26 protein-coding genes and 1 pseudogene are annotated in these 25186 nt (G+C 72.2%); 17 read left to right on the top strand and 10 right to left on the bottom strand.

Annotation, left to right across the window (positions count from 1 at the left end; genetic code table 11):
* Positions 1–3: 3 nt before the first annotated feature.
* From ABZ858_RS11590 to ABZ858_RS11565, 6 genes are all read left to right on the top strand, one after another.
* Positions 4–1056: an LLM class flavin-dependent oxidoreductase gene (locus tag ABZ858_RS11590; protein ID WP_361375191.1), complete on the top strand. Its 1053-nt coding sequence runs from the start codon at positions 4–6 to the stop codon at positions 1054–1056.
* 2 nt (positions 1057–1058) lie between these two features.
* On the top strand, positions 1059–2780 hold the full coding sequence (locus tag ABZ858_RS11585) for an AMP-binding protein (RefSeq protein WP_361375189.1): 1722 nt from the start codon (positions 1059–1061) through the stop codon (positions 2778–2780).
* Positions 2780–4087, top strand: a complete 1308-nt coding sequence (locus ABZ858_RS11580) for a DegT/DnrJ/EryC1/StrS family aminotransferase (protein WP_361375187.1) — start codon at positions 2780–2782, stop codon at positions 4085–4087. The genes ABZ858_RS11585 and ABZ858_RS11580 overlap by 1 nt, the downstream gene beginning before the upstream one ends.
* On the top strand, positions 4087–4275 hold the full coding sequence (locus ABZ858_RS11575) for a tautomerase family protein (protein WP_361375185.1): 189 nt from the start codon (positions 4087–4089) through the stop codon (positions 4273–4275). The genes ABZ858_RS11580 and ABZ858_RS11575 overlap by 1 nt, the downstream gene beginning before the upstream one ends.
* Before the next feature lie 92 nt (positions 4276–4367).
* Positions 4368–4805 (top strand): hypothetical protein, encoded by a 438-nt coding sequence (locus tag ABZ858_RS11570; RefSeq protein ID WP_361375183.1) that lies wholly within the window; start codon positions 4368–4370, stop codon positions 4803–4805.
* Positions 4806–4838: 33 nt separating this feature from the next.
* Complete coding sequence (locus tag ABZ858_RS11565) at positions 4839–5303, top strand: flavin reductase family protein (protein WP_361375181.1); 465 nt, start codon at positions 4839–4841, stop codon at positions 5301–5303.
* 25 nt (positions 5304–5328) lie between these two features.
* Here ABZ858_RS11565 and ABZ858_RS11560 read toward each other — a convergent pair whose 3' ends face one another.
* Both ABZ858_RS11560 and ABZ858_RS11555 read right to left on the bottom strand, forming a co-directional pair.
* A complete protein-coding gene (locus ABZ858_RS11560) occupies positions 5329–6474 on the bottom strand; it encodes a hypothetical protein (protein ID WP_361375179.1) in 1146 nt (381 codons plus the stop codon).
* A 217-nt stretch (positions 6475–6691) separates the two neighbouring features.
* The gene (locus tag ABZ858_RS11555) at positions 6692–7276 is read right to left on the bottom strand and encodes a cysteine hydrolase family protein (RefSeq protein ID WP_361375177.1); all 585 of its coding nucleotides are present in this window, start codon (positions 7274–7276) and stop codon (positions 6692–6694) included.
* A gap of 120 nt (positions 7277–7396) precedes the next feature.
* On the opposite strand from ABZ858_RS11555, the gene ABZ858_RS11550 reads away from it, so the two are divergent.
* Complete coding sequence (locus ABZ858_RS11550; protein WP_361375175.1) at positions 7397–8419, top strand: helix-turn-helix domain-containing protein; 1023 nt, start codon at positions 7397–7399, stop codon at positions 8417–8419.
* 105 nt (positions 8420–8524) lie between these two features.
* Here the strand turns inward: ABZ858_RS11550 and ABZ858_RS11545 are convergent, their stop codons facing one another.
* Together ABZ858_RS11545 and ABZ858_RS11540 are read right to left on the bottom strand one after the other, a co-directional pair.
* A complete protein-coding gene (locus ABZ858_RS11545; protein WP_361375173.1) occupies positions 8525–9823 on the bottom strand; it encodes a methyltransferase domain-containing protein in 1299 nt (432 codons plus the stop codon).
* A gap of 269 nt (positions 9824–10092) precedes the next feature.
* On the bottom strand, positions 10093–11784 hold the full coding sequence (locus ABZ858_RS11540) for a DNRLRE domain-containing protein (protein ID WP_361375171.1): 1692 nt from the start codon (positions 11782–11784) through the stop codon (positions 10093–10095).
* Between the two features lie 524 nt (positions 11785–12308).
* Here ABZ858_RS11540 and ABZ858_RS11535 point away from each other — a divergent pair.
* The gene (locus ABZ858_RS11535) at positions 12309–12728 is read left to right on the top strand and encodes a TOBE domain-containing protein (protein WP_361375169.1); all 420 of its coding nucleotides are present in this window, start codon (positions 12309–12311) and stop codon (positions 12726–12728) included.
* On the opposite strand, the gene ABZ858_RS11530 is transcribed toward ABZ858_RS11535, so the two are convergent.
* From ABZ858_RS11530 to ABZ858_RS11515, 4 genes are all read right to left on the bottom strand, one after another.
* Positions 12694–13710 (bottom strand): MFS transporter, encoded by a 1017-nt coding sequence (locus ABZ858_RS11530; protein ID WP_361375167.1) that lies wholly within the window; start codon positions 13708–13710, stop codon positions 12694–12696. The genes ABZ858_RS11535 and ABZ858_RS11530 overlap by 35 nt on opposite strands.
* Before the next feature lie 174 nt (positions 13711–13884).
* Complete coding sequence (locus tag ABZ858_RS11525; protein WP_361375165.1) at positions 13885–14349, bottom strand: YbhB/YbcL family Raf kinase inhibitor-like protein; 465 nt, start codon at positions 14347–14349, stop codon at positions 13885–13887.
* A 402-nt stretch (positions 14350–14751) separates the two neighbouring features.
* Positions 14752–15240: a GNAT family N-acetyltransferase gene (locus ABZ858_RS11520; RefSeq protein ID WP_361375163.1), complete on the bottom strand. Its 489-nt coding sequence runs from the start codon at positions 15238–15240 to the stop codon at positions 14752–14754.
* Positions 15241–15358: 118 nt separating this feature from the next.
* Positions 15359–16324, bottom strand: coding sequence for a pirin family protein (locus tag ABZ858_RS11515; RefSeq protein WP_361375161.1), 966 nt, complete (start codon positions 16322–16324; stop codon positions 15359–15361).
* Positions 16325–16459: 135 nt separating this feature from the next.
* On the opposite strand from ABZ858_RS11515, the gene ABZ858_RS11510 reads away from it, so the two are divergent.
* Complete coding sequence (locus tag ABZ858_RS11510) at positions 16460–16807, top strand: tetratricopeptide repeat protein (RefSeq protein WP_361375160.1); 348 nt, start codon at positions 16460–16462, stop codon at positions 16805–16807.
* A gap of 50 nt (positions 16808–16857) precedes the next feature.
* Positions 16858–17502 carry a peptide deformylase gene (locus ABZ858_RS11505; protein ID WP_361375158.1) on the top strand — a complete coding sequence of 215 codons (645 nt, stop codon included), beginning with the start codon at positions 16858–16860 and terminating at the stop codon, positions 17500–17502.
* 43 nt (positions 17503–17545) lie between these two features.
* On the opposite strand, the gene ABZ858_RS11500 is transcribed toward ABZ858_RS11505, so the two are convergent.
* Positions 17546–18976: an NAD(P)/FAD-dependent oxidoreductase gene (locus ABZ858_RS11500; protein ID WP_361375156.1), complete on the bottom strand. Its 1431-nt coding sequence runs from the start codon at positions 18974–18976 to the stop codon at positions 17546–17548.
* 119 nt (positions 18977–19095) lie between these two features.
* Between ABZ858_RS11500 and trxA the strand changes: the two genes are divergently transcribed.
* The 3 genes from trxA to ABZ858_RS11485 all read left to right on the top strand — a co-directional run bounded on the left by trxA (position 19096) and on the right by ABZ858_RS11485 (position 21557).
* Positions 19096–19485: a thioredoxin gene (gene trxA, locus ABZ858_RS11495; RefSeq protein WP_361375154.1), complete on the top strand. Its 390-nt coding sequence runs from the start codon at positions 19096–19098 to the stop codon at positions 19483–19485.
* Between the two features lie 174 nt (positions 19486–19659).
* Positions 19660–20343, top strand: a complete 684-nt coding sequence (locus ABZ858_RS11490) for a TetR/AcrR family transcriptional regulator (RefSeq protein ID WP_361375152.1) — start codon at positions 19660–19662, stop codon at positions 20341–20343.
* Positions 20344–20417: 74 nt separating this feature from the next.
* Entirely contained in the window at positions 20418–21557 is a 1140-nt protein-coding gene (locus tag ABZ858_RS11485; RefSeq protein WP_361375150.1) for an NAD(P)/FAD-dependent oxidoreductase, read from the top strand.
* 88 nt (positions 21558–21645) lie between these two features.
* Here the strand turns inward: ABZ858_RS11485 and ABZ858_RS11480 are convergent, their stop codons facing one another.
* Complete coding sequence (locus ABZ858_RS11480) at positions 21646–22308, bottom strand: helix-turn-helix domain-containing protein (protein ID WP_361375148.1); 663 nt, start codon at positions 22306–22308, stop codon at positions 21646–21648.
* Positions 22309–22424: 116 nt separating this feature from the next.
* On the opposite strand from ABZ858_RS11480, the gene ABZ858_RS11475 reads away from it, so the two are divergent.
* The 4 genes and pseudogenes from ABZ858_RS11475 (at position 22425) to ABZ858_RS11460 (ending at position 25180) form a co-directional block, all read left to right on the top strand.
* Positions 22425–22988: an NAD(P)H-dependent oxidoreductase gene (locus ABZ858_RS11475; protein ID WP_361375146.1), complete on the top strand. Its 564-nt coding sequence runs from the start codon at positions 22425–22427 to the stop codon at positions 22986–22988.
* A gap of 279 nt (positions 22989–23267) precedes the next feature.
* Positions 23268–24242 (top strand): alpha/beta hydrolase, encoded by a 975-nt coding sequence (locus ABZ858_RS11470; protein ID WP_361375144.1) that lies wholly within the window; start codon positions 23268–23270, stop codon positions 24240–24242.
* Between the two features lie 118 nt (positions 24243–24360).
* Positions 24361–24584: pseudogene (locus ABZ858_RS11465) on the top strand (hypothetical protein); the annotation flags it as partial.
* A 149-nt stretch (positions 24585–24733) separates the two neighbouring features.
* Positions 24734–25180: a type II toxin-antitoxin system PemK/MazF family toxin gene (locus ABZ858_RS11460; RefSeq protein WP_361375142.1), complete on the top strand. Its 447-nt coding sequence runs from the start codon at positions 24734–24736 to the stop codon at positions 25178–25180.
* Positions 25181–25186 lie beyond the last annotated feature (6 nt).

Genomic DNA, 25186 nt, shown 5'->3' with positions numbered 1-25186 from the left:
CGCATGGACTTCGGCCTGAACTTCTTCCCCGTCATCACCCCGGAACGCAAGAGCGCCGCCCAGTACTACCAGGAGACGATCCGCCTCGCGGTGCTCGCCGAGTCCCTGGGCTTCGCACACGTGCAGACGGTGGAGCACTACGGCTCCCCGTACGGCGGCTACTGTCCCGATCCGGTCGCCCTGCTCGCCGCCGTCGCCGCCCGGACCAGCACGATCCGCCTCACCACGGGTGCCGTCATCGCCTCCTTCAACCACCCGCTCAAGACGGCCGCCCGGCTGGCCATGCTCGACAACCTCTCGGACGGCCGCCTCGACGCCGGGTTCGGGCGGGGCTTCCTGCCCGACGAGTTCGCCTGGTTCCAGGTGCCGATGGCGCAGAGCCGGGCCAGGTTCGCCGAGATGCTCGACGCGTGCGTGGCCCTGTGGTCCGGGCAGGACGTCACCTGGACCGGCGAGTTCTACCGGTTCGGTCCCGTGACGCTGCTGCCCCGGCCCGTGCAGCGGCCGCACCCGCCGGTGTACGTGGCCTCCGCCACCAGCGCCGAGTCCTGCGCGGCGGCCGGCAAGGCCGGGCACCACCTCCAGGTGGTGCCGTCGGTCGCCTCCCGCGAGCAGCTGCGGGAGATGCTGGCCGCCTACCGCGAGGCGTGGGCGTCGAGCGGCCGCCCGGACCGCCCCCGGATACAGATCAAGTACACCTGCTACCTCTCCGAGGACCGGGCCGAGGCCCTGGCGGCGGCCGAGCTGTTCGAACGCAATTACATCGCGCACATGGCGGGCGCGGTGGCCGGCTGGGCGGGGGCCCGCAGCGACCAGTACCCCGGCTACGAGCAGTTCGTGGACAAGGTGCGCCGCTACGACTTCGACGCAGCGCTGGCCGCCACGAAGGTGCTCGCCGGTACGCCCGCCGAGGTCCGCGACCAGCTCGCGGCCGTCGCCGGGTGGTACGGCGACGACCTGACCGTCAGCGTCCAGATCAGCCCCGGCCACATGCCGTACGAGCAGAGCGAGCGCGCGCTGCGGCTGTTCGCCGACCGGGTGATGGCGGAGGTGTGACGATGCTCGACGGATGTGTCGCCCGGCCGGGTGACGAGATCGACCGCTACCGTGCCGCCGGGTACTGGACCGGTGAACCGCTCGGCGCTGCGCTGCGCCGGTGGGCGGCGGCCCGCCCCGCCCGCACCGCGCTGGTCGGCGAGGGCCGCCGGGTCTCCTACGCCGCGCTGGACGCCTGGGCGGACCGGACGGCCGCGCGACTGCGCCGCCTCGGGATCGGCCCCGGTGACCGCGTGGTCGTCCAGCTGCCCAACGTGCCCGACTTCGTGGCCGTCTGCTTCGGCCTGTTCCGGATCGGCGCGGTGCCGGTGTTCTCGCTGCCCGCCCACCGGTCCTACGAGGTGCGCCACCTGTGCGAGCTGTCCGGGGCGGTCGCCCATGTGGTGCCGGGCTCGCGCCGGGGGTTCGACCACGTGGAGCTGTCCACGGCCTTGCGCAAGGAGGTCCCGTCCCTGCGGCACACGCTGGTGGTGGGCGAACCACGCGCCGCGTCCCGGGCGGACGCGATCGTCCTGGAGGGGTACCCCGCGACCGGCACCCCGCCGGCGGCGCCCTTCGGGGACGCCCAGGAGCCCGGCCCCGGCCCCGGCCCCGATCCCCACGCCCAGCCCTGCCCCGGTCTTGATCCCGATCCCGCGGACGTGGCGTTCTTCCTGCTGTCCGGCGGGACGACGGCGCTGCCCAAGCTGATCCCGCGCACCCACGACGACTACGGCTACCAGATCCGGGCCACCGCCGCCGTGTGCGGCCTCGGCCCGGACACCGTCTATCTCGCCGTGCTGCCCGTGGAGTTCAACTTCACCTGGGGGTGCCCGGGCATCCTCGGCACCCTGCACGCCGGCGGCACGGTGGTGTTCGCCCCCGATCCCAGCCCCGACACCTGCTTCCCGCTGATCGCCGCGGAACGGGTCACGCTCACCTCCGTGGTGCCCACGGTCGCGCACCTGTGGATGGACGAGGCCGAGCGCGGCCCGCACGACCTGTCGAGCCTGCGCCGCCTCCAGATCGGCAGCGCCGTACTGCACCGGCACGTCGCCGCACGCGTACGCCCGGCCCTCGGCTGCGGCCTCCAGCAGGTCTTCGGGATGGCCGAGGGGCTGCTGACCATGACCCGCGACGACGACCCGGAGGAGGTGGTCCTCGCCACCCAGGGGCGGCCCGTCTCACCGGCCGACGAGATCCGCGTGGCCGACCCGGCGACCGGCGAGCCGGTGCGGCCGGGTGAGGTCGGCGAACTCCTCACCCGGGGCCCCTACACGCTGCGCGGCTACTACCGGGCGCCCGAGCACGACCGGATGGCGTTCACCGAGGACGGTTTCTTCCGCTCCGGTGATCTGGTCCGGCGCACGGCGCGCGGCGATCTGGTGGTCGTGGGCCGGGTGAAGGACGTGGTGATCCGGGGCGGCGACAAGGTCTCGGCGGCCGAACTGGAGGGGCACCTCACCCGCCATCCGCGCGTCGGGCAGGCCGCCGTCGTGGCGGTCCCGCACCCGCTGCTCGGTGAGGCGGTCTGCGCCTGCGTGCTGCCGGACGGTGACCCGCCGGACCTGCCGGAGCTGCGCGGCATGCTGCGGGACCGGGGCGTGGCCGACTTCAAGCTGCCCGACCGGCTGGAGGTCTACGAGTCCTTCCCGCTCACCGGCCTCGGCAAGGTCGACAAGAAGGCGCTGGCGGCGGACGCGGCGCGACGACAGGCCGCACACGACGACGAGGGGGACCGGTGATGGGCGGCGACCGCGTGTACGACGTACCGTCCGCGCGTCGGGGCAGCGTGCTCGACGAGGCCGAACTGCGGGCGCTGGCCGAGGTGCTGGACTCCGACGGCCCGCTGTCCATGGGCGCGTGGCGGGCCGCGTTCGAGGAGCGGTTCGCCGCGCTGGTCGGCGCCCGGCACGCGCTGTCGGTGACCAGCGGGACCGTCGCCCTGGAGATCGCGATCGGGCTGCTCGGGCTGCGTCCCGGTGACGAGGTGGTGGTCAGCCCGCAGACCTTCCACGCGACCATCCAGCCGCTGCTCGACCTCGATGTGCGGGTGCGGTTCTGCGATGTCGACCCGTACTCGCTGAACGTGGACCCCGACCGGCTCGCCGGCCTGCTCACCGAGCGGACCCGCGCCGTGCTGCTTGTGCACTACGGCGGCTGGCCCGCCGAGATGGAGGTGGTGGCGGAGCTGGCCCGTGCCCGGGGCATCACGGTCCTGGAGGACTGCGCGCACGCCCTGGGCGCCGAGTACCGGGGGCGCCGGCCCGGGGCGCTGGGCGACATCGCCTGCTTCAGTTTCCACTCCTCGAAGAACATCACCACCCTGGGCGAGGGCGGCATGATCACCACCGACCGGGACGACTGGGCACGGCGCGTCGAGCGGCGGCGCTCCAATCAGGTCGACGGTGTGTTCACCCGCGCCCATCCGCCGGCCGGGGACGTCCCGCCGCTGCTGCCCTGGATGCAGTACTCCGCCTATGTGTACCGGGAGTCCTGCGAGTCGGTGCGCAGGTCGGGGACGAACGCGACGCTGTCCGAGGCGGCGGCGGCCGTCGGCCTCGTCCAACTGGGCAAGCTGGACGGGTTCGTGGCCCGGCGCCGGGCGATCGCGGCCCGGCTCGACGCGGTCGCGTCGGACCGTCCGGACGTCCGCGTGCAGCGGCCCGGCCCCGGTGTCGGGCACGCCTACCACCTCTACACCTGCTTCGTGGCGGGCGGGCCGGACACCCGCACCCGGCTGGTCCGGGCGCTGGACGCGCGCGGTGTGGAGATCCAGCTGCGTTACTTCCCGCTCCACCTCGTCCCGGAGTGGCGGGCCCGGGGCCATGGGCCGGGCGAGTGCCCGACCGCCGAGCGGCTGTGGTTCGCCGAACAGCTGAACCTGCCCTGCCATCCGGGCCTGACCGACCGCCAGGTGGACCACTTGGTCGAGGCGTTCGCGGACAGCCTGGACGCCGTGCTGCCCGCCGGCGGTGTGCCCGTACCGCTCTCCACCGTCCCGTCCTCCCCCGGCTGGTCCCGGGGACTTCCGCAGGGAGACCGTCTCTGATGCCTTTCATCGAGGCCAGGCTGTACGAACGCCGGCTCACCCCCGAGACCCGCCGGCGGCTGATCGAGCGGCTGACGCAGGCCGCGGTGGACGTGCTGGGGGAAGAGGTCAGGGAGCAGACCTGGGTGGTCCTGACCCCGGTGCCGGAGGAGCGGTGGGGCATCGCGGGCCGGCCGGGCGGCGACTGAGCCACCGGCCACCGCCGACAGCAGCTGACAACCGTTGCGGAAGTCGGTTGTGCAAGTCCGTTGGCAAGTCCGTTGCGGAAAGCCGGGTTCCCGTGGCCCGGACCGCCGAGATCGTGGAGAGCAGTTCTGTGGAGATCCGATTCGACCACTGGCCCGTGGTGACCCTCGCCGTCGGCGGCGGGGAGTCCCCGGCCGTCGTCCGCGACGCGGTGCTGGACGCGCTCCGCTCCGCGCTGGCGCGTGAGCGGCCGTTCGCGGCCGTCCTGGACATGACCGCCGCGACCGAGGCCGAGGAGACCGGCTCGGGCCCCGGCGGCCGCGACAGCGGCGGGCGCGATCCGCGGACCGCCGAACACGCCCGGGCCGTGAAGGAGTTGCGGGCGGCGCTGGCCGTCCGCTGCCGCGGCCTGGCCTTCGTGGGCGGGCGGGCGCTCGCCCCCGAGGCCGCGGCGCGGTTCTGGGGCTGCCCCGTCGCCCGCTGGGAGCGTCACGAGGACGCCATGTCCTGGGCTCGCGAGAGCCTGGCGTGAGCGCGACGCGGCTGCGCCGGGGCGCTGCCCGCGGTGCCCACTCCCGTGGCCGTGGTGACCACGGTGTGCGACGGGACACCGTACGGGCTGATGGCGGGGTCGTTCGTCGCGGTCTCCCTGGGCCCTCCGGTCTCCCTGGACCCTCCCCTGATGGGTTTCTTCGTGGCCGTGTCCTCCATGATCCGGCCGCGGATGGCGGGGGCCGGTTCGTTCGCGGTCAACGTGCTCGCGGCCGGCCAGGACCGGCTGTGCGCCCCGGTTCGCCCGGTCCGGCGGGGACAAGTTCGCCGGGGTGCGGTGGGTGCCCTCCGCCCTCGGCCGTCCCCTGCTGCCGGGGCGGTGCTCCGGCTCGGCTGCCGGGCCGGGGAGACCCGGCCGGCCGGCGATCACACGCTGGTGGTGGGCCGGGTCGCCGCCGTGGAGGAGCCCGGCCCGCGCGGGAAGTCGCCGCCGGTGTTCCACGACCGCCTCCCGCGCGCCCTTCCGGCCGTCGGGTGAACGCCGGCCGGGCGGCCCGCGGCCGCTACCGGACCGGGCACACCCCGGCGGAGACGGTGTTGTAGGCCGGGGCGGACGCCGCTGCCGTCGTGCTGCCGCCGAGCTGGATGAGGATCTCGTCGGAGAGCAGGTCCTGCTTGCCCTTGAGCGCGTCGGCGACCTTGGTGTCCTTGGGGAACACCATCTCGGCGGCGATGTTGTCCTGCACGATCCGGGCGAGGTTGTCGAGGGCGGTGAAGACGGGGTCCTTGGGCGTCTCCAGGCCGGGCAGGTCGATGAGGTGGGTGGCGACCTTGGCCGCGTTCATGCAGTCCTTGATGATGATCGTGTTCTGGTTCAGCTCGCTGGTGGTCCACTGCGAGAGCACCACGCAGTACAGGTCCGCCCACGCCTGCTCGCCGACCTTGGCCCGCCAGGTCTTCATGATGTCCTGGACGCCCTTGATCTGGGCCTGCGCGGCGTGCTCCATGTTGGTGCGGATGTCGGGGTAGACACTGCCGGTGAAGTCCTCGAAGGACTTCATGTCGAACGTCTTCGCCGCCACCGAGTTCTTGATGAACTTCAGCGCCCCGTCGAGGATGTTGCCGCAGGACTTGGCCAGCGCGGCGGGCAGCCCGGCGGCGGCGAGGTTCTGGCGGGCGGTGGTGAGGGTGGCGGCGTACTGGAGCAGCGGCGGGATCCAGTCGGTCGACTTGTCGTCGTTGAAGGCCACCAGCACCAGGTCGTGCGGGTCGATACGGCCGGCGTTCGGCAGGTTCGGGATCTTGTCCGCCAGGTAGGAGGCGATGACGGAGAAACAGCCGAGGGGGACGTGAGCGATGGACTTCGCCAGCTCGAACGTCTCCGCGACCGGATTGACGGACAGCTGCCCGCTCTCGGTGACGAGGGTGAACCTGCCGCCCTTCGCGTCGTTCTGCACGACGATGACCGGGGACAGGTGCTTGACCAACTCCGCCTTGAGTGTGGCGTAGTTGGCGCGCATGCCGGCGTTGACCGCGAAGATCGAGTCCTTAGCCTGCTGCGGGGTGACGGCCGTGACCGCGTCCGTGGTCGTGGTGGTCGTCGTGGTCGTCGTGGTGTCGGCGGCCGCGCTCGGGGACGCCGAGTAGCCCAGGAGAGCGGCGGTGCCGATCCCGGAGGCGCCGCCTATGAACCCTCTGCGGGTAGCCATCTTCGTTTTCTCCTCAGAATGTCGGAGTGCACTGACGGATTCATGGGGGGATCACCTTCTATGTGTGGGGGGGGTGGGTGGTGGGGGATGTGGGGGATGTGGGGGGGGTGGGGATGCGGGGTCCGCTCGCCGGGGGCGGGGGGTGGGTGGCCGGTACGCCCCCGGCGCAGGCGAGTGCCGCGAATATCGCGGATGCCGCGGATGCCGCGGATGCCGCCTAGTCGAGGTCGCTGTGCGAGGGCACGACGACTCCGTAGAGGTCCTGGATGGTGGCGAGGGCGCCGTAGTGCACCTGGCAGGCGTCCAGGTCGGTCCCGGCCACGGGCAGCGACCGGGTCGCGGTGGCGTCGGCGACGACGGTGGGGCGGTTGCCGCGCAGGAACGCGCCCTGAGCGGTGAACGCCACGCACATGTGCGTCATCCAGCCGGCGATGACGACGTCCTGCCCCTCCGGGACGTGCGTGCCCAGGTCGGTGCCGTGGAAGGCGTTGGGGACCTGCTTGACGACGACGGCCTCACCGTCGACGGGGGCGACGCGGGGGTGGATCTGCCCGATCTCGGCGCGGATGTCGTACGGGGTGCCCTCGCCGCCGTCGTTGATGACGTGCACGACCTTGGTGCCCGCCGCCCGGGCCCGGGTCAGCAGCTGCTCAGCCGCGTCGAGGGACTTCTCCCAGCCCTCCAGCTCCATCACGCCCTGGGTGTACGTGTTCTGGAAGTCGATCAGGATCAGCGTCGAGTCGGCCAGCTTGGCGGGGGTCTCGTCGAAGCCGTTGAGCTGACGCAGCGTCGTCCTGGACATGGGTGTGCCACCTTCGGTGCAGAGTAGGAACCGCGGCCCGACCGGCGCGGCGGGCTGCGGATCACCACGCTATGCACCCGCGTGCATGTCGACAATGACGCCTAACATGCACATACGGACATGCCGTTCACGTCAGGGGGATTCGTGCCGGGCAGCAGCAGACGACTCATCGTGATCGTCCTCTTCGAGGGCGTCGACCTGCTCGACGTCACCGGGCCGCCGGAGGTGTTCTCGCTGGCCCGGCGCGAGACCAGGGACGCGGCGGGCTACGAGGTCGTCCTGGCGGCCGAGACCATGGAGCCGGTCACCACCGGTGCCGGGGTGCGCGTCCTGCCGGACACCACCTTCGAGCAGGCAGCGGCGGGCCGTATCGACACCCTGATCGTCCCCGGCGCGGTCGAGGTGGACAGCGAGCACCGCGTGCACCCGCTGGTCGATCCCGCCCTGGTCGGCCGGGTGAAGACGCTCGCCGGCCGGTCGCACAGGATCGCCTCGGTGTGCGTCGGGGCGCACATCCTCGCCGCCGCCGGCCTGCTGGACGGCAAGCGGGCCACCACCCACTGGTCGACGGCGCGGCAACTGGCCGCCGATCACCCGGCCGTGGAGGTCGACGCCGACCCGATCTTCATCCGTGAGGGCAACGTCTGGACCGGCGCCGGGATCAGCGCCTGCCTCGACCTCTCCCTCGCCCTCATCGCCGACGACCTGGGCGAGGCCGTCGCCCTGCGGGTGGCCCGGCAGCTGGTGATGTATCTGAAACGCCCCAGCGGCCAGAGCCAGTTCAGCGTCCCGCTGGAACAGGTCTCCACCACGCGGCGCATCGAGGACCTGCGCCACCACATCCTGCGCAACCTCGGCCGGCCGCTCACCATCGCCGACCTCGCCGCCTTCGCCCATGTCAGCGACCGGCACCTGACCCGGCTCTTCAAGACGGAACTCGGCACGACACCGTACGCGTACATCGAGTCCGTCCGCGTGGAGAAGGCACGCGGCGAACTGGAGACCACCGACGCCACCCTCGAACGCATCGCCACCAACTGCGGCTTCGGCACGACGGACACGCTCGTACGGGCCTTCCGCCGCCGCCTGAACACCACGCCGACGGAGTACCGGCGCAGGTTCAGGACACCGCAGGCGAGCTGAGGAGGCGGACGGGGCGCGGCGCCCGGACGGCACCGGTCGGCACCGGGCGAGGGGCCGCGCCCCCGGGTTCACCGCGGAGCACGGCCCCCTGCTCTCCGGCCCGGGTCAATCACCGAGGCGAACCGCCCGTGCCAGGAAGTGGTGCGTGGCGTCCTCGTAGTGGGCGAGGCGCCAGCCGGCCGCGCGCAGGGCGGGGCGCAGGTGCTCCTCGGCCAGCGGGTCGTCCGGGTCGAGAGGCCGGCCGTGCCGGGCGGCACGCTCGGCACGGCCGGAGGGATGGAAGAGCAGCAGGACGCCGTCCGGGACGGTCACCCGGGCCCACTCGCGCAGCGCCGCCGCCGGGTCGGGCACGTGATTGACCAGACCGGCACTGAAGACGGCGTCCATCGCGCCGTCCGGCAGCGGCAGCCGGCAGGCGTCGGCCAGCAGCAGCTGCCCGTCCCGCTCCCGGCCCTCGCGCACCGCCGCCGCGAGCATCGCGGGCGTGAGGTCGGCACCGAGGACGACCCCGTCGTCACCGACCTGGGCCCGCAGGGCGGGCAGGACCCGCCCGGTACCGCACCCCACGTCCAGCACACGCAGACCGGGACGCAGCCCCATCCGTTCGGTGGCCGCCGTGTACCGGGGACCATCGGCGGCGAACCGCTCCTCCCAGCCGGCCGCGCGCCGGGTGAAGAACGCACGCGTCGCCGTCTGCTCGGCCCGCGCCACGACAAGGGCGGCGAAACGCTCGGACACCCCGTCGAGAACCGGACTCGGCACAGCGTCCCGCACGGGCGCGGAGCGCCCCGCCCCCAGCACACCGACGGCCCCCTCCGAACGCCCCCCGACGAGGGCGGCCGCGACGACCCCGACCTCCTCCACCGCCACCACGTTCTCCAGCGGAAACCGGATTCCCCAGGCCGAATCACCGATCCGGAAGGCCAGCGCCGAATGGCTTTCGCAGCCCACGAGGAGCGTCGCCCCAGGTGGAAGATCCACCGTGCCACCGTGCCGGTGCGCCCCAGGCAGCAGTTCGGATACAGCTGCGAACAGCGGATCAGCCTGCGCGGCCGGTGCCGTCCGTACGTCATCGCAGCCGAGCCGCGCGCCGGCGCCAGGCCGGACGGCGTGACCGCCTCCGGCAATGGCCAACAGATGCGCCCCCAGGCACACGCCCAGCACCGGTACATCGGCCTCCAGCGCCGCCCGCAACAGCACCAGTGCGGCGCTGTGCTTGGAGAACTCCTCATCGGCGGCCGTAGGCCCGTCCGCCACCACGAGGCCCACCATGTCATCCACCGTGTCCGGCACCCGGTCCCCCGCCCACACCCGGCAGACCCGGACGGGTAGCCCGGTGGCCTCCAACGCGCGGACGATGGCGTACGGCCCTTCCCGCGGTGCGTGCTCCACGATCTGGATCATGGGCCACCACCTCCCGCACGAGGGTACCCGCACGACATCGCCATGCAAACGCATACGCGAGCCCTCAAGGGCTTTCATCCCAGCATCTGCGATGCGTGCCTGACTCCGGTCCTTGTAGATACGAAAGGTATCGGGCGGGCGGTGACAGCAACCTTGCGAGAAGAAGGCACAGCCGTGTCCGCGTGACTGTGCTCCGGGGCCCGCTCGTACGGGTCCCGGAGCACTGGCGGGGAGGGATCAGCGGTCCCAGCGGTCACGGAGTCCAGTGATCACTGATAAGCGGGCACAGCCCAGGTGACCTTGTAACGCCGGTCTCTGGTTTTGTCGACGTACCGGAGGGCCGAGGATCCACTGGTGGGAATGATGCGGATCAACGCGGTGTCCCATACGTTGGTTCCGTCGCTTGTCTGCTTCTCAAGGCAACCGTTTTCGGAACAGGTGGAGATGACACGGCCCGTGACCGGATCGTTCCCGACCGCTTTGATGAGCTTACGTTGAGTGACCTGGGACCTGTTCGTGTAGTTGGTGCACCAACGCTTTCTGCTTTCGGTATCCGCCACCTTGCCGGGCACTGGCCAGGCGTCGACGGAGTCGTCATAGCAGTCGACCGTACCGCTCTTGGAGAACTGGACAATGCCCGCATTCCCGCCGATCCAGAACCGGTCGGAGTTTCCGTAGACCGGGGTCAGTTCGTGGCCGTATGCGGTCTTGCCGTCCGCCTGCTTGGGGAGCTGCCAAGAGTCCCCCCAACCGAGTTTTCCACCAGCGTAGTCGTACCGGACAAGCAGTTCGCTCCCAATGGCCCAGACCGATTTCGTGCTCGGGTCGTAGAGTACTTCGTGTGCTCCGTCGAGCGAGGTGTCCTGGACTGGGGCTGCGCTCCAGTTACCCGGAGTTCCCTGCGATTTGGAGTAGACCACCAACCCGCCATGAATGTCTTCCCCGGTATTCTTGTCCTGCCCGAAAACATGGTCTGCGGAAGCGGCCACGACCGTACCGTCCGGCAGCATCTCGACACCATGGATGCCGCTGATGCCTGCGTTGATCGCCCAGTGGTACCCGGCTAGCGCCGGGTAAGGGATGACACCGATGAAGCCGCTGGAGCGGTCCGCGGTGACCAGGACAGTCCCCCCGTAAGTGCCTCCGGGACGCAGTTTGTGCGAGGTGCCTCCGCCCCAGCTGTCGCCCTTCAGGGTCGCATCATAGATCGAGTGGTACGTGTCGGGGAGCCATCGCTGGTAGGGGCCCGATTCGGGCCAGACGCTCGGGTTGGTGGAGTCCAGGAACTCCAGCGCCGCGTGCGACGCCGGGTAGTTGCCCGGATAGGACCCGCCGTACACATTCCCGGAGATGATCGGTGTCGAGCCCGTGTTGAACTCGACCTCCAACGTCGGCGTGTTGTACGCGGCGTTGCACGCGTAGTCGGTCGACAGCGGGTTCATGGAACAGAAATCCTTGTAACCGGAGCTGACGTCCTCTTGCGCAGAGAACCTGATGCCGTAGTTCGGGAAGGAGGCATCATTGGCCCATCCCTTCACCCACTCGGTGACATCGATGCGCTGGATGCCGTTGGAAGCGGCAGGATTGGTCTTGTTCGGAATGTCCGGGCAGTCCGGATGACCCAGACCGAACCAAGTACCCTTACCCCCACCCACGGCCGGCTGATTGGCCCATGTGATCGTGGACTGGTCCCACGGCTGTGTCACCGGGTAGACACCCATCCACGCCTTCGCATCACAGTCGGAGACGAAGGAGTTGTACACGCGCAGAGTCGCCCTCGATATCGAGGCTCCGCGCAGCTTGGAGACATCGAATCGCATGAAACTGCGATACTTCGTGGTTCCGTTGTCAGGCGTACCGACATGCAGGATGTGTCCTTGCGAGTGGTCGGCATCGTCCGCGTTGGTGATGTAGGTGTCCTGCAGCCGGTGAATGATGTTGCGTGGCCCTGTCTGAGCCACGGGTGACACCGTGGGTGTCGCCGCGGCGACGCCGCTCGCCCGAGTGGCCGTCTGCGGGACTGTCGCTCCGCTCGCCGTGGCCTGAGACGACGGGACGAGCAGTGATGCCAGGAGTGCTGCCCCGCCCCCCGCCACCAGGCATCTATGCAGAAGACGCCGTGAACTATGACGCTGCACCTGTGAGTACACCTCTCGTGATCTTGCTTCAGTAAAGCAACGATGATGATCACACAAGATGACAGCAAAAACACCGGGGCGCCCTAGGTTCGACGACTTTCGGCCACACGACCGATTCACATCGCCATGCCGAAGCGGCGTGGCAAGGAGAGAAGAAGAAGGTGACCAACCACGCTGTTCCGACCGGCCCCTCCGGACTGCGAGGCTCGTACGACCTCGCGGGTGGCGGATGCGAGGAGGTCCGCCACGAATCGGAACCGCGCGGCTAGCGTGAGTCGCACAGGTGGTGCGGACCGGATGACCGGATGAACCGAACAACCACCCCCTACTCTGTGAGGCGCGACGTCATGAGCTTGAGCATCCGTAACCAGATCCCCGGCACGGTCACCGCCGTCGCCTCCGGTGAGGCGATGGCGACGGTGAAGGTACGCCTCGACGGCGGCCAGGACCTCACCGCGGCGATCACTCTGGAGGCCGTGAAGGACCTCGGGCTCGCCGAGGGCTCCCCCGTCCGCGCCATGGTGAAGTCCACCGAGGTGGCGCTCTCGACCGCCCGGGTCGAAGGCGTGTCGATCCGCAACCAGCTCCCCGGCACCGTCAGCGACGTCACGACGGGCGGGGCGATGGCAGCGGTGAAGGTCACCGTCGACGGGGGCGAGCTGACGGCGGCGATCACCAAGGACGCGGTCGACGACCTGGGGCTGACGGCGGGTTCGCAGGTCGTCGCACTGATCAAGTCGACGGAGGTGTCGTTGGCGACGGCGTGACCTGTACCGACCGACGCGCCCTGCCCCTCGGCGGTGTGCGGGCGGCCGCCGAGGGCGGTGTGTGCCGCTTGGACGAGGGTCTGGCGGAGGCGGGCCGGTTCAGGGCCGTGTCCACGTGGTGGGAGAGGGCCGGGGGGTGAGCGCGAACCAGACCGACAGCAGTACGCCGGGCCCGGGTCGGCCCGGCGCCGAGCACCACCTGGAAGTACTGCGGTACCAGGCTGAACGGGCCGAGCACGAGGGCGCCGAGGATGAAGGCGAGCACGGTGCCCTGGGTGAACTGGGTGTTGCGGAAGACCCGCAGCGGCAGCAGCGCGCTCTCGCCGGCCCGCCTCTCGGCCCAGAGGAAGAGGAGGGTGCCGGCGCCGAACACGGTGAAGCAGACCACCGACCGGCCCGAACCCCAGCCCCGGTCCTGGCCGAACTGGGCGACGACGAGCAGGGGTGCCAGGGCGACGGTGAGGACGGCGCTGCCGGTCCAGTCGACGCGTACGCCCTGGCGGCGCGTGTGGTGGATGTTCAGGACCCGGTACACCACGAGCACGGCGAGCAGGCCGAGCGGCACGTTGATCAGGAAGGCCCACCGCCAGCCGGTGACGCCCGCGATGCTGTGCGTGTTGGAGAGGAAGCCGCCGATGAGCGGGCCGATGACGCTGGAGCCGGTGAACACGGCCAGGAAGTAGCCCTGGTAACGGGCGCGTTCGCGGGGTGTGACGATCTCGCCGAGGATCGTGAACCCCAGCACGCTCAGCCCGCCGGCGCCGATGCCCTGCACGGCGCGGAAGGCCGCCAGTTCGGACATCGAGGTCGCGCACGCGCAGGCGGTCGGGCCGACCATGAAGACCGTGACGGCGAACAGATAGGACGGCTTGCGTCCGAAGAGGTCGGAGAGCTTGCCGTACAGCGGTGTGACGATGGTCGAGGTGAACAGGTACGCGGTGGTGACCCACGCCTGCTGCGGTACTCCTTTCTGGTCGATCACGCGGAACACGGACGGCCGGTGACCGGGGCGCCGAGGGGCTCCGTCCCGGCGCGAGCGGGGTCAGACGCGCTCGTAGAACCCGTCGAGGCGACCGCGGGCGAGTACGCCGGCCGCCGCGGCCAACACGGCCCGCGGGCTTGGCGGAGTCCGGCACGGTGGCGCTGCGGCCGACGGTCAGCGGCTCGCCCAGCGCGAACAGCTGGAAGGCGTAACGATGCGGTCCGTGGCCCTTGATCTGATCGGGGCGGGGCCGAGGTAGCCGCGGCGCGATCCCGAACTCAGCACGCGCACAACGGCCGTGGTGGTCCCGGCGTCCAGGCCGCCCTGGGGCAGGCCGGTCACGGACGGCTCCAGCAGGGCGATGCCGTGGTTGTAGGGCATCGCGGTCGGTGCGTCGGGGTCCTCGACGACCAGCAGCAACTGCGCCGTGCCGGCGGGGGTCGGCTCCCAGCCGAGCGCCGGTGACAGGTCCTGGCCGCCGAGCCGCTTCCCGGCGTGGAGGGTCGGGATCGCCGCCACATGGGCGAAATCGGGGGTGCTCAGCTTCAGCATGTCCGGGCCGGCCAGGTGGGGCAGGTTCCAAGCGAGGTTCTCGTCCCCCGCCCGCTTGTTCTTCAGCAACTTTCCCAACACTGCCATGGGTCACTCCTTGTCGTAGCGGCCCGGCAGCCACTTCCGGACAGCGCGGTGCCGTGGTGCAGGGGAGGAGGGAACGGCACCGCACACCGCCGAACGGTGGCCGCTGCGGGCAGGACCCGATCCTTGTACACCGGGCTCGCGGCGACTCGCACAGGCACATGGGGGAAATAACGGGCGACAAGCTCTTGATCTCCCCAGCGTCGCGGCGCAGGCGCCCACCCCTGCGACGCCCCATGATGTCGTAGCCCTGACCGGCGCCGGCCGGCCCGGCCGAAGCGGCGGCCGGTCGTTCATCGTGGAGTCCGGAGGCGGCGAAGGCCGACCCCTCGACCCGGCAGTGTCCCGGGACCGCGCCGAGATACCGATCGGCGATGCCGGTGTTTCATGAACCGGCGCACCGCGTCACTCGGAAGGAATGCGAAACTCGAATTCGGGACGGTCCCACGGCACGGCGGGCGGGTTCGCGCGCACGGTTCCGGTCCGGACCGCACCGGCGCGGTGGTAGAAGCCCTCGGCGGGAGGATGCGAGACGACCTTCACACGGTCGAGCCCGGCGGCACGCGCCTCGGACCGCATGTGCGCGACGAGCAGTCGTCCGGTGCCCCGCCCTTGCGCCTCGTCGGCGACGAACAGCAGGTCGAGTTCCGCCGGAGCGAGGACGAGCGAGTAGAACCCGAGGACCCGGCCCCCGTCCTCGTCGGCGCCGACGGCCACGAAGGTGCGGTGGGCCTCGATGTAATCGGGGCCCACCCGGTAGCCCGCGACCGCGGCCGCGTACTCGCCCTCATAAGCGCCTGAACCACGCACGAGCCGCGTGAGCCGCTTGGCGTCCCGCGCGACGGCCCGCCGTATCGTGAGCGGCCGGCTGACCGGGGAGGTGCGTGAACTCATCGGGACAGTATCCCGCACCTGGGACTGCTTTCGTGCGGCGGGCCGGCTGCCCGGGCAGGCGACCCCGCACCGCCGCACGCCGCCCCACCCCTCGCCCGTCAGCAGCCATTCCCCCAGCTCAGCGTGCCCTCCCCCGTGGCTTCAGCGGCACCGGCGGCAGCTCGGGGGCGGGGAGCGGGGCGCCGTCGTAGCCCTTCACCTCGCCGAAGCGGGTCCCCTCCGTCCAGTCCCGGCGGGCCTGGGCGATCTCCTCCTGGGAGCGGCCGATCCAGTTCCAGAACATGATCAGTTCCTCCTCGAACGGTTCGCCGCCCAGGAGCATGAGGGCGGCGTCCGAGTCCGCGCGCAGGGGGAGTTCGGTGCGGCCGCAGCCGAGGTAGAGCATCGAGCCGGGCAGCACGGGGACGCCGTCGACGTGGGCCTCGCCGGACATGGACAGGACGGCGTACTCGAAGTCGGGTTCCAGGGGGAGGCGTACGTCCGCGCCCCGGGTCAAGGAGAGGTCGGCGCCCACGATCGGGGTGTACGCCGTGCCCGGTGAGGTCGTGCCGTCGAGGTCGCCGAGGATCAGGGTGGCCGTGAGGCCCGGTGCGGTGACGGTCGGCAGGTCGGCGTGGTGTTCGAAGTGCGGGTCGGTGTGGCGGTGGGCGTCGGGGAGGGCGACCCACAGCTGGGCGCCGTGCAGGAAGCGGGCGTGCGTGCTGGGGGTCTCCTCCGAGTGGCTGATGGCCCGGCCGGAGGTCATCAGGCCCAGTTCGCCGGGGCGGATCAGCCGGCGGCTGCCGGTCGAGTCGCGGTGCAGGACCTCGCCCTCGTGCAGCCAGCTCACCGTCTGCAGGCCCATGTGCGGGTGCGGGGGCACCTGCATGCCGGGCTCGTCGGCGATGTCGTCGGGACCGTAGTGGTCGACGAAGCACCAGGCGCCGATCATGCGGCGGCCCAGGTTGGGCAGCAGCCGGCGGACTTCGGAGGACTCGCCGAGCCTGACCCGGCGCGGGCTGAGGAGTTCGCGCACGGGCTCCGCCACCACGAAACCACGTCCACCGCACACCGCGGGCACCGGCCGGCGATCGAGATTGCTCATGGCATCAACATAGGGCCGCCGGGGACCTTCCGTCAGTGAGGTCAGTGCGGTCAGTGCGCTGGGGCATCTCCAGGCCGTGCAGGTCGTGGAATTTTCAATTATCTGCTTCTGTTGTCCGTGCCGAGGAGGTCGTCCATGGAGTTCACCTACTACGACCACGGCACCCCGGCCGAGCGCTGGGAGCGCGCGCGGATGTTCTTCGGCGCCCGGGACTACGCCGGGGCGGCCCGCGTCCTGCGCGGGCTCGTCGAGGAAACGCCCGAGCAGGCCGGGCCCCGGCTGCTGCTCGCGCGCGCCTACTATCACTCGGCCCAACTGCTCCGCGCCGAGGCCGAGTTGCGCGTCATCGTGGAGCACGACCCGGTGGAGCACTACGCCCGGCTGATGCTGGGCCGCACCCTGCAGCGGCAGGGCCGTCACACGGAGGCCGCGACGCACCTGCGTATCGCCGCCGCCCTCGCGGGTGAGTTCGAGCGCGGGTGAGCCGGTCACCGCGGCGGCGAGTGCTCCCCCCGCCGTGGCATGCTGGCGCGATGGCTTCTGAACACGTGTACCCGTCCCACGCGGAGCGGGTCGAGCAACTACTCGCCGCCGGTGGCCCGTTGCCCATCGTCACCGCCGGTGACCCGGTACTGCGATCCGGTGCCGAACCGTTCGACGGGCAGCTCGGGCCCGCGCTGCTGGCCCGGTTCGTCGAGGCGCTGCGCGTGACCATGCGCGCCGCGCCGGGCGTGGGCCTGGCGGCGCCCCAGGTGGGGGTGGGGCTGCAGATCGCGGTGATCGAGGACCCGGCGACGGGGCCCGAGGAGGTGCGGCTCGCGCGGGGGCGGGTGCCGCAGCCCTTCCGGGTACTGGTCAATCCGTCGTACGAGCCGGTCGGCGCCGACCGGGCCGCGTTCTTCGAGGGCTGCCTGAGCGTGCCGGGCTGGCAGGCGGTGGTGGCCCGGCACGCCGAGGTGCGGTTGCGGGCGGTGGACGAGCACGGGCACGCGGTGGACGAGGTGTTCACCGGCTGGCCGGCCCGCATCGTGCAGCACGAGACCGATCACCTCGACGGCACCCTCTACCTCGACCGCGCCGAGGTGCGTTCGCTGTCCTCGAACGAGGCGATCGCGGCGCGCTGGGCGCAGCCGACGCCCGAGGACGCGGCGCGCGCCCTCGGGTTCGAACTGCCCTAGCCGGCAACGGGTGCCGCGGCGCCGCGGCCGTCCTCCCGGCCGGTCAGCCGCGGTACGCCTCCAGCAGCCGCAGCCACACCTCGCTGATCGTCGGGTAGGACGGGACCGCGTGCCACAGGCGGTCGAGGGGGACCTGCCCGGCGACGGCCACGGTCGCCGAGTGGAGCAGTTCGCCGACGCCCGGGCCGACGAAGGTGACACCGCGCAGGATCTGCTCGTCGAGGTCGACCACCATGCGGGCGCGGCCCCGGTAGCCCTCGCCGTACAGTCCGGCGCCGGCGACCGAGGAGAGGTCCACGTCGACGGCGCGGACCCGGTGGCCGGCCTGTTCCGCCTCCGCCAGGGACAGGCCGACGGCGGCGGCCTCCGGGTCGGTGAAGACGACCTGCGGGACGGCGGTGTGGTCGGCGGTGGCCGCGTGCGGGCCCCAGGGCGGCGGGTCGGTGAGCGGGGTGCCCGCGGCGCGCGCCCCGATGGTGTCGCCCGCGATCCGCGCCTGGTACTTGCCCTGGTGGGTGAGGAGAGCCCGGTGGTTGACGTCCCCGCACGCGTAGAGCCAGTCAGTGCCCTCGACGCGCAGGGTGTCGTCCACGGTGAGCCAGGAGCCCGCCTCCAGGCCGACGGTCTCCAGGCCGAGATCGTCGGTGCGCGGGACGCGTCCGGTGGCGAAGAGGATCTCGTCGGCCTCGATGCGGTCACCGGTGCCGGTGACGGCGACGACGGTGCCGTTCTCACGGGTCACCGACTCCACCGAGGTGCCGGTGCGCAGGTCGGCGCCCGCCTCGGTGAGCGCGTCGGCGACCAGTTCCCCGGCGAAGGGCTCCATGCGGGCCAGCAGTCCCTTGCCGCGCACCAGCATCGTGACCTGCGAGCCGAGGGCCTGGAAGACGGTGGCCATCTCGGCGGCGACCACTCCGCCGCCGACCACGATCAGCCGTCCGGGCACCTCCTTGGCGCCGGTGGCCTCGCGGCTGGTCCAGGGGCGTACGTCGTCGAGTCCGGGCAGGTCGGGAAGCTGGGCGCGGGTGCCGGTGCAGACGGCGACGGCGTGCCGGGCGGTCAGCGTCCGGCGCTCCCCGTCCGGGCCGGTGACGGTGACCGTGCGCGGGCCGGCCAGCCGGCCGTGGCCGCGGTACAGGTCGGCGCCGGTGCCCTCCAGCCAGCGCACCTGGCCGTCGTCGTGCCAGTGGGAGGTGTACTCGTCGCGGCGGGCGAGGACGGCGGCTGCGTCCAGCGGCCCTTCCACGGCCTGGCGCAGTCCCGGCAGGCGGCGGGCGTCGGCGCGGGCGATGACCGGGCGCAGCAGGGCCTTGCTGGGCATGCACGCCCAGTACGAGCACTCGCCGCCGACCAGTTCGCTCTCCACGACCGCGGTGGCCAGTCCGGCGGCGCGGGTGCGGTCGGCCACGTTCTCCCCCACCGGACCGGCCCCGAGCACCACGACGTCGTACGCGATGGTTTCCGTTTCCGTCATGGGGTCAGTCTGGTCGGTGGTGTGCCCGGTGGCCACACGGGTACGCGCGCGGAATAGTCCGTAGGGTCGGCCATGTTGTGCCGACGGCAACACCCCCCACCAGGAAGAGGGAACACGCCATGAGCAGCACCGTGGAGCTGACCAAGGAGAACTTCGACCGGACGGTCACGGAGAACGAGTTCGTCCTGATCGACTTCTGGGCGTCCTGGTGCGGGCCGTGCCGTTCGTTCGCGCCGGTCTACGAGAAGGCGGCCGAGGGCAATCCCGATCTGGTGTTCGGCAAGGTGGACACCGAGGCGCAGCCGGAACTGGCGGCGGCCTTCGGTATCCAGTCCATTCCGACCCTGATGATCGTCCGTGATCAGGTGGCCGTGTTCGCCCAGCCCGGTGCGCTGCCCGAGGCGGCGCTGACGGACGTGATCGGCCAGGCGCGGAAGCTGGACATGGACGAGGTGCGCAAGGCGGTCGCCGAGCAGCAGCAGGCGCAGGGGGAGCAGGGCGACGAGTAGGGGCGGCCGTTTCCGTCCCATGAACAAGTCACGTCCCCTTCCATAAGCAAGTCACGCGGGCCCCTCCCAGCCGGGAGGGGCCCGCGTTGTCGTGGGCGGACCCGTCCACGAGGCGTGACGAACATGTTCGCTACGAACTTGTTCGTCACGAACATGTTCGCTACAGTCGACGGCATGACAGCACGCCCCAGCACCCCGCGCGGCCGCCGCGACCGGCCGGCCAAGCCCGCCCTGACCCGGGAGGGCATCGTCACCGCCGCCGTCGCCGTGCTGCGCGCCGAGGGCCTGGAGAAGGTGACCATGCGGCGCCTGGCCCAGGAACTCGACACCGGGCCCGCCTCGCTCTACGTCTACGTGCGCAACACCGCCGAACTGCACGCGGCGGTCCTGGACGAGCTGCTGGGCACGGTCGGTCCCGCTCCCTCGGAGGGCGGGTGGCGGGAGCGGCTGGAGGAGGTGCTCACGGCGTACACCGCGATGCTCATGGAGCACCCGAGCCTCGCTCGTTCCGCCCTCACCGCCCGCCCCAGCGGCCCCCACTACCTGAACCTGATCGAGACGCTGCTCGCCCTGCTCGACGAGGGCGGCGTCCCGGCCCCGCAGGCGGCGTGGGGCGTGGACCTGCTGCTCCAGCACGCCACGGCGACGGCCGCCGAGCACTCCGCGCACGGCGGCGGTGCCGGTTCACGGGAGGAGTGGGACGCGCTCACCCGCGCGCTGCACGGCGCCCCGGCGGCGACCCATCCGCACATCGCCGCTCTCGCCGACTCGCTGCTGTCCGGCGCGCCCGGGGACCGCCTGTCCTGGGGCATCCGGGCGGTGATCGGCGGCATCGAACGGACCGCGGTCCCGGACTGACAGCCGCCCGGTGCGCCCGCCCCTCCACCCCACTTCACCCCCCGCCCCCACTCCCCCGGCCCAGGAGGCTCCCCATGACCAACACCACACCCCATCACCCCATAGCCGTGATCGGCGCCGGACTCGGCGGGCTCACGCTCGCTCGTGTGCTGCGTGTGCACGGGATCGAGGCGGCCGTGTTCGATCTCGACGCCTCTGCCGCGGCGCGCACCCAGGGCGGCATGCTCGACATCCACGAGGAGTCCGGCCAGGAGGCGCTGCGCGCCGCGGGACTGCACGAGCGGTTCCAAGAGCTGGTCCTGCCGGGCGGTCAGGCCACGCGGGTCCTGGACCGGGACGCCGTGGTCCGCATGGACGAACCCGACGACGGCAGCGGGCAGCGGCCCGAGATCGACCGCGGCGACCTGCGCGACCTGCTGCTCGGCTCGCTGCCCGAGGGCACCGTCCGCTGGGGCGCGAAGGTCACCGCGGCGCGTCCGCTGGGCGGCGGCCGGCACGAGGTGACCCTGGCCGACGGCTCGGCGTTCACCACGGACCTGCTGGTCGGCGCGGACGGCGCCTGGTCGCGGATCCGGCCGCTGCTCTCGGCGGCGCGGCCCGCCTACACCGGGGTGTCCTTCGTCGAGGTGGACCTGCTGGAGGCCGACGTACGCCACCCCGGGGCCGCCGAGGTGGTGGGCGGCGGGTTCTTCTTCGCGCTGGGCGCGGGCCGGGGGTTCCTCGCGCACCGGGAGACGGACGGCAGCGTGCATGTGTACGTGGCGGTCGAGTCACCGGAGGACTGGCTGGACGGCATCGACTTCACCGACACCGAGAAGGCCAAGGTGCGGGTACTGGAGCAGTTCGCCGGCTGGGACGAGAGTCTGCGGTCGCTGATCGGCGAGGCGGACGGCGCGCTGGTGCCGCGGCGGATCCACGCCCTGCCGGCCGGGCACCGCTGGGAGCGCGTCCCCGGCGTCACCCTGCTGGGCGACGCCGCGCACCTGATGTCGCCGTTCGCCGGCGAGGGCGCCAACCTCGCCATGCTCGACGGCGCCGAGCTGGCCGGGTTCCTCGCCGCCCGCCGCGAGGACACCGAGGCCGCGCTCACCGCGTACGAGGAGCGGCTGTTCCCGCGCAGCGCGGCCGCGGCGGCGGACTCGGCCCGCGGCGCCGCCCTGCTGTTCCGCGAGGACGCGCCGCGCGGACTGCTGGAGATGTTCGCCGGCCGCTGAGCCCGCCCGGTGGGTGGGTCTGGTAGGTGGGTCTGGTAGGTGGGCTTGGCGGGTGGGCCCGGTGGGCGGGCTCGGGAACCGCGCTCGCTCAGCGCACCGTCCCCGTGCCGGTCAGCCGCAGGACCAGATCGTGCCAGCCGGCCTGCAGCCGTTCCATCGGCATGTGGCACTGCCGGGTCAGGTGGTGGATCAGGGCGGGTTCGAGGTAGCCCATCAGCGTCTGCGCGAGCAGCTCGGCGTCCGCGTCCGGGACGGCCTGCCGCAGCAGCATCACCACATGGCCGTGCCGGACCCGGCGGGGCGGGACGACGAAACGGCGGTCGGGGCACGGTTCGGCCGCCAGTTGCAGTTCCAGGTCGTCGGCGGCGCGGCGCAGCGCGGCACAGCCGAACGCGCGCAGCCGCTCCACGGGCGGGGCGCCCGGGCCCAGCGGGGCCGGACCGCTGAGGAAGGACGCCTGGAACTTCTTCTCGGAGTGGTCGAGGAGCGCGGTGAGCAGGCCGGTGCGGTCGCCGAAGCGGCGGAAGACGGTGCCCTTGCCCACCTGGGCGGCCGCGGCCACCGCCTCCATCGTGACGCCGGCCGCGCCGTGCTCGGCGACCAGGCGGGCCGCGGCGTCCAGCAGCCGGGCGCGGTTGCGTGCCGCGTCGGCCCGCAGGCCGGGTTCGTCCGTGCCGGCGCCGACTTCGAGCAACACCAGTTCGGCTGTGGGCTCTTGAGGTGTGGGGAAGGGCGGCAGAGCGCGGGACATGAAGACAGCGTAAAGCATCGGGAACAGAACTGGACCGCGGTCCGGTTACTCTGGTAGAAAATTAAACGGACCTCGGTCCGGATCGTTACGGCAGTGTTTCCCCCTTGGAGTCCCCCATGTCTGTTCGCATCCTCGCCCTCGTCGGCAGCGTCCGCGCCGGTTCGCACAACCGCCAGCTCGCCGAGGCCGCCGCCAAGCTCGCCCCCGAGGGCGCCGAGGTCGAGGTCTTCGACGGCCTCGCCGAGATCCCGTTCTACAACGAGGACGTCGACGTCGAGGGCACCGTACCGGCCGCCGCCGCCAAGCTGCGCGAGGCCGCCGCGGTCGCCGACGCCTTCCTGCTCTTCACCCCCGAGTACAACGGCACCATCCCGGCCGTCCTCAAGAACGCCATCGACTGGCTGTCCCGCCCCTACGGCGCCGGCTCCTTCGTGGGCAAGCCCGTCGCCGTGGTCGGCACCGCCTTCGGCCAGTACGGCGGTGTGTGGGCGCACGACGACACCCGCAAGGCCGTGGGCATCGCCGGCGGCAAGGTGATCGAGGACATCAAGCTCTCCATCCCCGGCTCGCTGACCCGCTTCGCCCAGACCCACCCGATCGACGACGCCGAGGTCGCCGGTCAGCTGACCGAGGTCGTCACGCGCCTGCACGGCCACGCCGGCGAGACCGTCGCCGTCTGAGCCCGCTGAGACCGCCCGGAGGGGCCGGAGCCGACACGGTTCCGGCCCCTCCGGCCGTTCCGGGAGCACCATAGACCACGTGTCACAGGCGCCGCCGGGACGCGGACCGGTCCCGGCGGGTACGCGGACCGGTCCGGCGGGTACGCGGACGCGTCCCAGCGGGTACGCGGACGAGGGCACGATCATGGCCGTACGACCCGACCCCGGGCGTACGACCCCGCCCACGTCCGTACGATCCCGCCGCCGCCCACCGCGGCCGGCCCCGCGCGAGGAGACTCCATGACGCCGGTCCCGCCCCCGTTCGATCCCGAGCTGGCCGTGCTCCTGACGGAGCTGAGGGACCTCCTGCGGCCCGGATTCACCCCGGCGGACCTGGCCGCCGCGCGGGAGAGTGCCGCCCTCGCCCTGGCGGCGGGGCCGGACCTGACCCTGGGCGGCGCCTTCGAGGTGACGGTCCGCGAGGTGCCCGGGCCCGAGGAAGCGCCCGACGTCTCCCTGCTGATCTGCCGCCCCGCCGCACCGGCCACGGCCGGGCCGCGGCCGGTGCTCTACCACGTGCACGGCGGGGGCATGGTCCTCGGCGACCACCGGATCGGCGTGGACGTGTTCCTGGAATGGGCGCGGGAGCTGGACGCGGTCGTGGTGTCGGTGCAGTACCGGCTGGCGCCGGAACACCCGCACCCCGCGCCGGTGGAGGACGTGTACGCGGGTCTGGTGTGGACGGCGGAGCACGCCGCCGAACTCGGGGGTGATCCGGAGCGGATCGTGATCGCCGGGGCGAGCGCGGGCGGCGGCCTCACCGCCGCGCTGGCGCTGCTGCTGCGCGACCGCGGCGGGCCGCGCCCGCTCGGGCAGCTGCTGATGTACCCGATGCTCGACGACCGCAACGACACTCCGTCCGCCCGGCAGATGGCGGGCACCGGTGTCTGGGACCGCACCGCCAACGAGACCGGGTGGACGGCACTGCTGGGCGACCGGCGCGGCGGCCCCGACGTGTCGCCGTACGCCGCGCCGGCCCGCGCGGAGGATCTGTCGGGCCTGCCCCCGGCCTTCCTCGACGTCGGCTCCGCGGAGACGTTCCGTGACGAGGTCGTCGCCTACGCCTCCCGCATCTGGCAGGCCGGCGGCGACGCGGAACTCCACGTCTGGCCCGGCGGCTTCCACGGCTTCGACGCCTTCGCCGCCCAGTCGGCCCTGGCCCGCTCGGCCCGGACCGCCCACCTGGACTGGCTGCGCAGGCTGCTGGCCCGGTGAGTGACCGGAACCGGCCCCGGCGGACCAGCGAGGTCGCTTCGCCGCGGTCGGCGCGGTCGGGGCGCCAGGGGTGCCAGGGCTCCCTGTCGTTCCGTCGCTCACCGGGCGGGGCGCGCCGCATGCCGAACCGGACCTGGACGTCCTGCTGTACGTCGTCTCCGGCGACGGCCTCCTCGGCGCGGGCCCGGGGACTGACCCCGGCGCCTGGCCGAGGGCGTGACGGCCTGGCTGCCGCGCGGCTCGACGCGCGGCGTCACCGCCGGAGCGGACGGCCTCGCCTGCCTGACGGTCCACCGGCGCCGCCCCGGCCTGCGCATCCGCTCGCGCGACGAGGTCTCCTGACGGCACATCGGCCCGAGGACAAGCCCCCTCGCCCCCGGCAACCTCCCTCCATCCCCCACCACCCCCGCCGCCCTTCGGTGTCCGCACGGCCGCGTGCTCCGCGCCCGCCCGGCGTCGGCGTACCGGCGCTTACGTTCTAGGGTGCCCGGATGACTTCCTTCACCGATGAGAACGTTCCCGGCCGGTACGGTCCCGCCGCCACCACCGAGGCCGATCCGCGCGAGGTCGGCCCGGTGCGCACCGCGTACGCGCCCGCGCACGACGGCGACCCCGATCCCGGCGAGATCGTCTGGACCTGGGTGCCCTTCGAGGAGAACGACGGGCGGGGCAAGGACCGGCCGGTGCTGGTGGTGGCCCGGGAGGCGGCGGGGACCCTGCTCGCCGTGCGGTTGTCGAGCAAGGCGCATGACGGCGACCGCGAGTGGGTGCCGATCGGGAACGGGCCCTGGGACCGCTCGGGGCGCGACTCGTGGGTGGACGTGGACCGGATACTGCGGCTGCACGAGGACGGCATGCGGCGCGAGGCGTGCGCGCTGGACCGGCCGCGGTTCGACACCGTGGTGGCCCGGCTGCGGCAGCGTTACGGCTGGAGCTGAACCGCC

This window comes from Streptomyces sp. NPDC047017 (genome assembly GCF_040644175.1).
Taxonomy (GTDB): Bacteria; Actinomycetota; Actinomycetes; order Streptomycetales; family Streptomycetaceae; genus Streptomyces.
Note: the sequence above shows the minus strand (reverse complement) of the source record. Positions and strands in the feature narration are given on the sequence as shown.

Excerpts from the sequence above, each read along its gene's own strand:
- ABZ858_RS11490 (WP_361375152.1), top strand. The coding sequence starts at position 19,660 with ATGACAGCACGCCCCAGCACCCCGCGCGGCCGCCGCGACCGGCCGGCC.
- ABZ858_RS11535 (WP_361375169.1), top strand. The coding sequence starts at position 12,309 with ATGAGCTTGAGCATCCGTAACCAGATCCCCGGCACGGTCACCGCCGTC.
- ABZ858_RS11460 (WP_361375142.1), top strand. The coding sequence starts at position 24,734 with ATGACTTCCTTCACCGATGAGAACGTTCCCGGCCGGTACGGTCCCGCC.
- ABZ858_RS11590 (WP_361375191.1), top strand. The coding sequence starts at position 4 with ATGGACTTCGGCCTGAACTTCTTCCCCGTCATCACCCCGGAACGCAAG.
- ABZ858_RS11480 (WP_361375148.1), bottom strand. The coding sequence starts at position 22,308 with ATGTCCCGCGCTCTGCCGCCCTTCCCCACACCTCAAGAGCCCACAGCC.
- ABZ858_RS11575 (WP_361375185.1), top strand. The coding sequence starts at position 4,087 with ATGCCTTTCATCGAGGCCAGGCTGTACGAACGCCGGCTCACCCCCGAG.
- ABZ858_RS11470 (WP_361375144.1), top strand. The coding sequence starts at position 23,268 with ATGACGCCGGTCCCGCCCCCGTTCGATCCCGAGCTGGCCGTGCTCCTG.
- ABZ858_RS11555 (WP_361375177.1), bottom strand. The coding sequence starts at position 7,276 with ATGTCCAGGACGACGCTGCGTCAGCTCAACGGCTTCGACGAGACCCCC.
- ABZ858_RS11510 (WP_361375160.1), top strand. The coding sequence starts at position 16,460 with ATGGAGTTCACCTACTACGACCACGGCACCCCGGCCGAGCGCTGGGAG.
- trxA (WP_361375154.1), top strand. The coding sequence starts at position 19,096 with ATGAGCAGCACCGTGGAGCTGACCAAGGAGAACTTCGACCGGACGGTC.
- ABZ858_RS11560 (WP_361375179.1), bottom strand. The coding sequence starts at position 6,474 with ATGGCTACCCGCAGAGGGTTCATAGGCGGCGCCTCCGGGATCGGCACC.
- ABZ858_RS11475 (WP_361375146.1), top strand. The coding sequence starts at position 22,425 with ATGTCTGTTCGCATCCTCGCCCTCGTCGGCAGCGTCCGCGCCGGTTCG.
- ABZ858_RS11545 (WP_361375173.1), bottom strand. The coding sequence starts at position 9,823 with ATGATCCAGATCGTGGAGCACGCACCGCGGGAAGGGCCGTACGCCATC.
- ABZ858_RS11550 (WP_361375175.1), top strand. The coding sequence starts at position 7,397 with ATGCCGTTCACGTCAGGGGGATTCGTGCCGGGCAGCAGCAGACGACTC.
- ABZ858_RS11525 (WP_361375165.1), bottom strand. The coding sequence starts at position 14,349 with ATGGCAGTGTTGGGAAAGTTGCTGAAGAACAAGCGGGCGGGGGACGAG.
- ABZ858_RS11585 (WP_361375189.1), top strand. The coding sequence starts at position 1,059 with ATGCTCGACGGATGTGTCGCCCGGCCGGGTGACGAGATCGACCGCTAC.
- ABZ858_RS11520 (WP_361375163.1), bottom strand. The coding sequence starts at position 15,240 with ATGAGTTCACGCACCTCCCCGGTCAGCCGGCCGCTCACGATACGGCGG.
- ABZ858_RS11500 (WP_361375156.1), bottom strand. The coding sequence starts at position 18,976 with ATGACGGAAACGGAAACCATCGCGTACGACGTCGTGGTGCTCGGGGCC.
- ABZ858_RS11515 (WP_361375161.1), bottom strand. The coding sequence starts at position 16,324 with ATGAGCAATCTCGATCGCCGGCCGGTGCCCGCGGTGTGCGGTGGACGT.
- ABZ858_RS11485 (WP_361375150.1), top strand. The coding sequence starts at position 20,418 with ATGACCAACACCACACCCCATCACCCCATAGCCGTGATCGGCGCCGGA.
- ABZ858_RS11505 (WP_361375158.1), top strand. The coding sequence starts at position 16,858 with ATGGCTTCTGAACACGTGTACCCGTCCCACGCGGAGCGGGTCGAGCAA.
- ABZ858_RS11580 (WP_361375187.1), top strand. The coding sequence starts at position 2,780 with ATGGGCGGCGACCGCGTGTACGACGTACCGTCCGCGCGTCGGGGCAGC.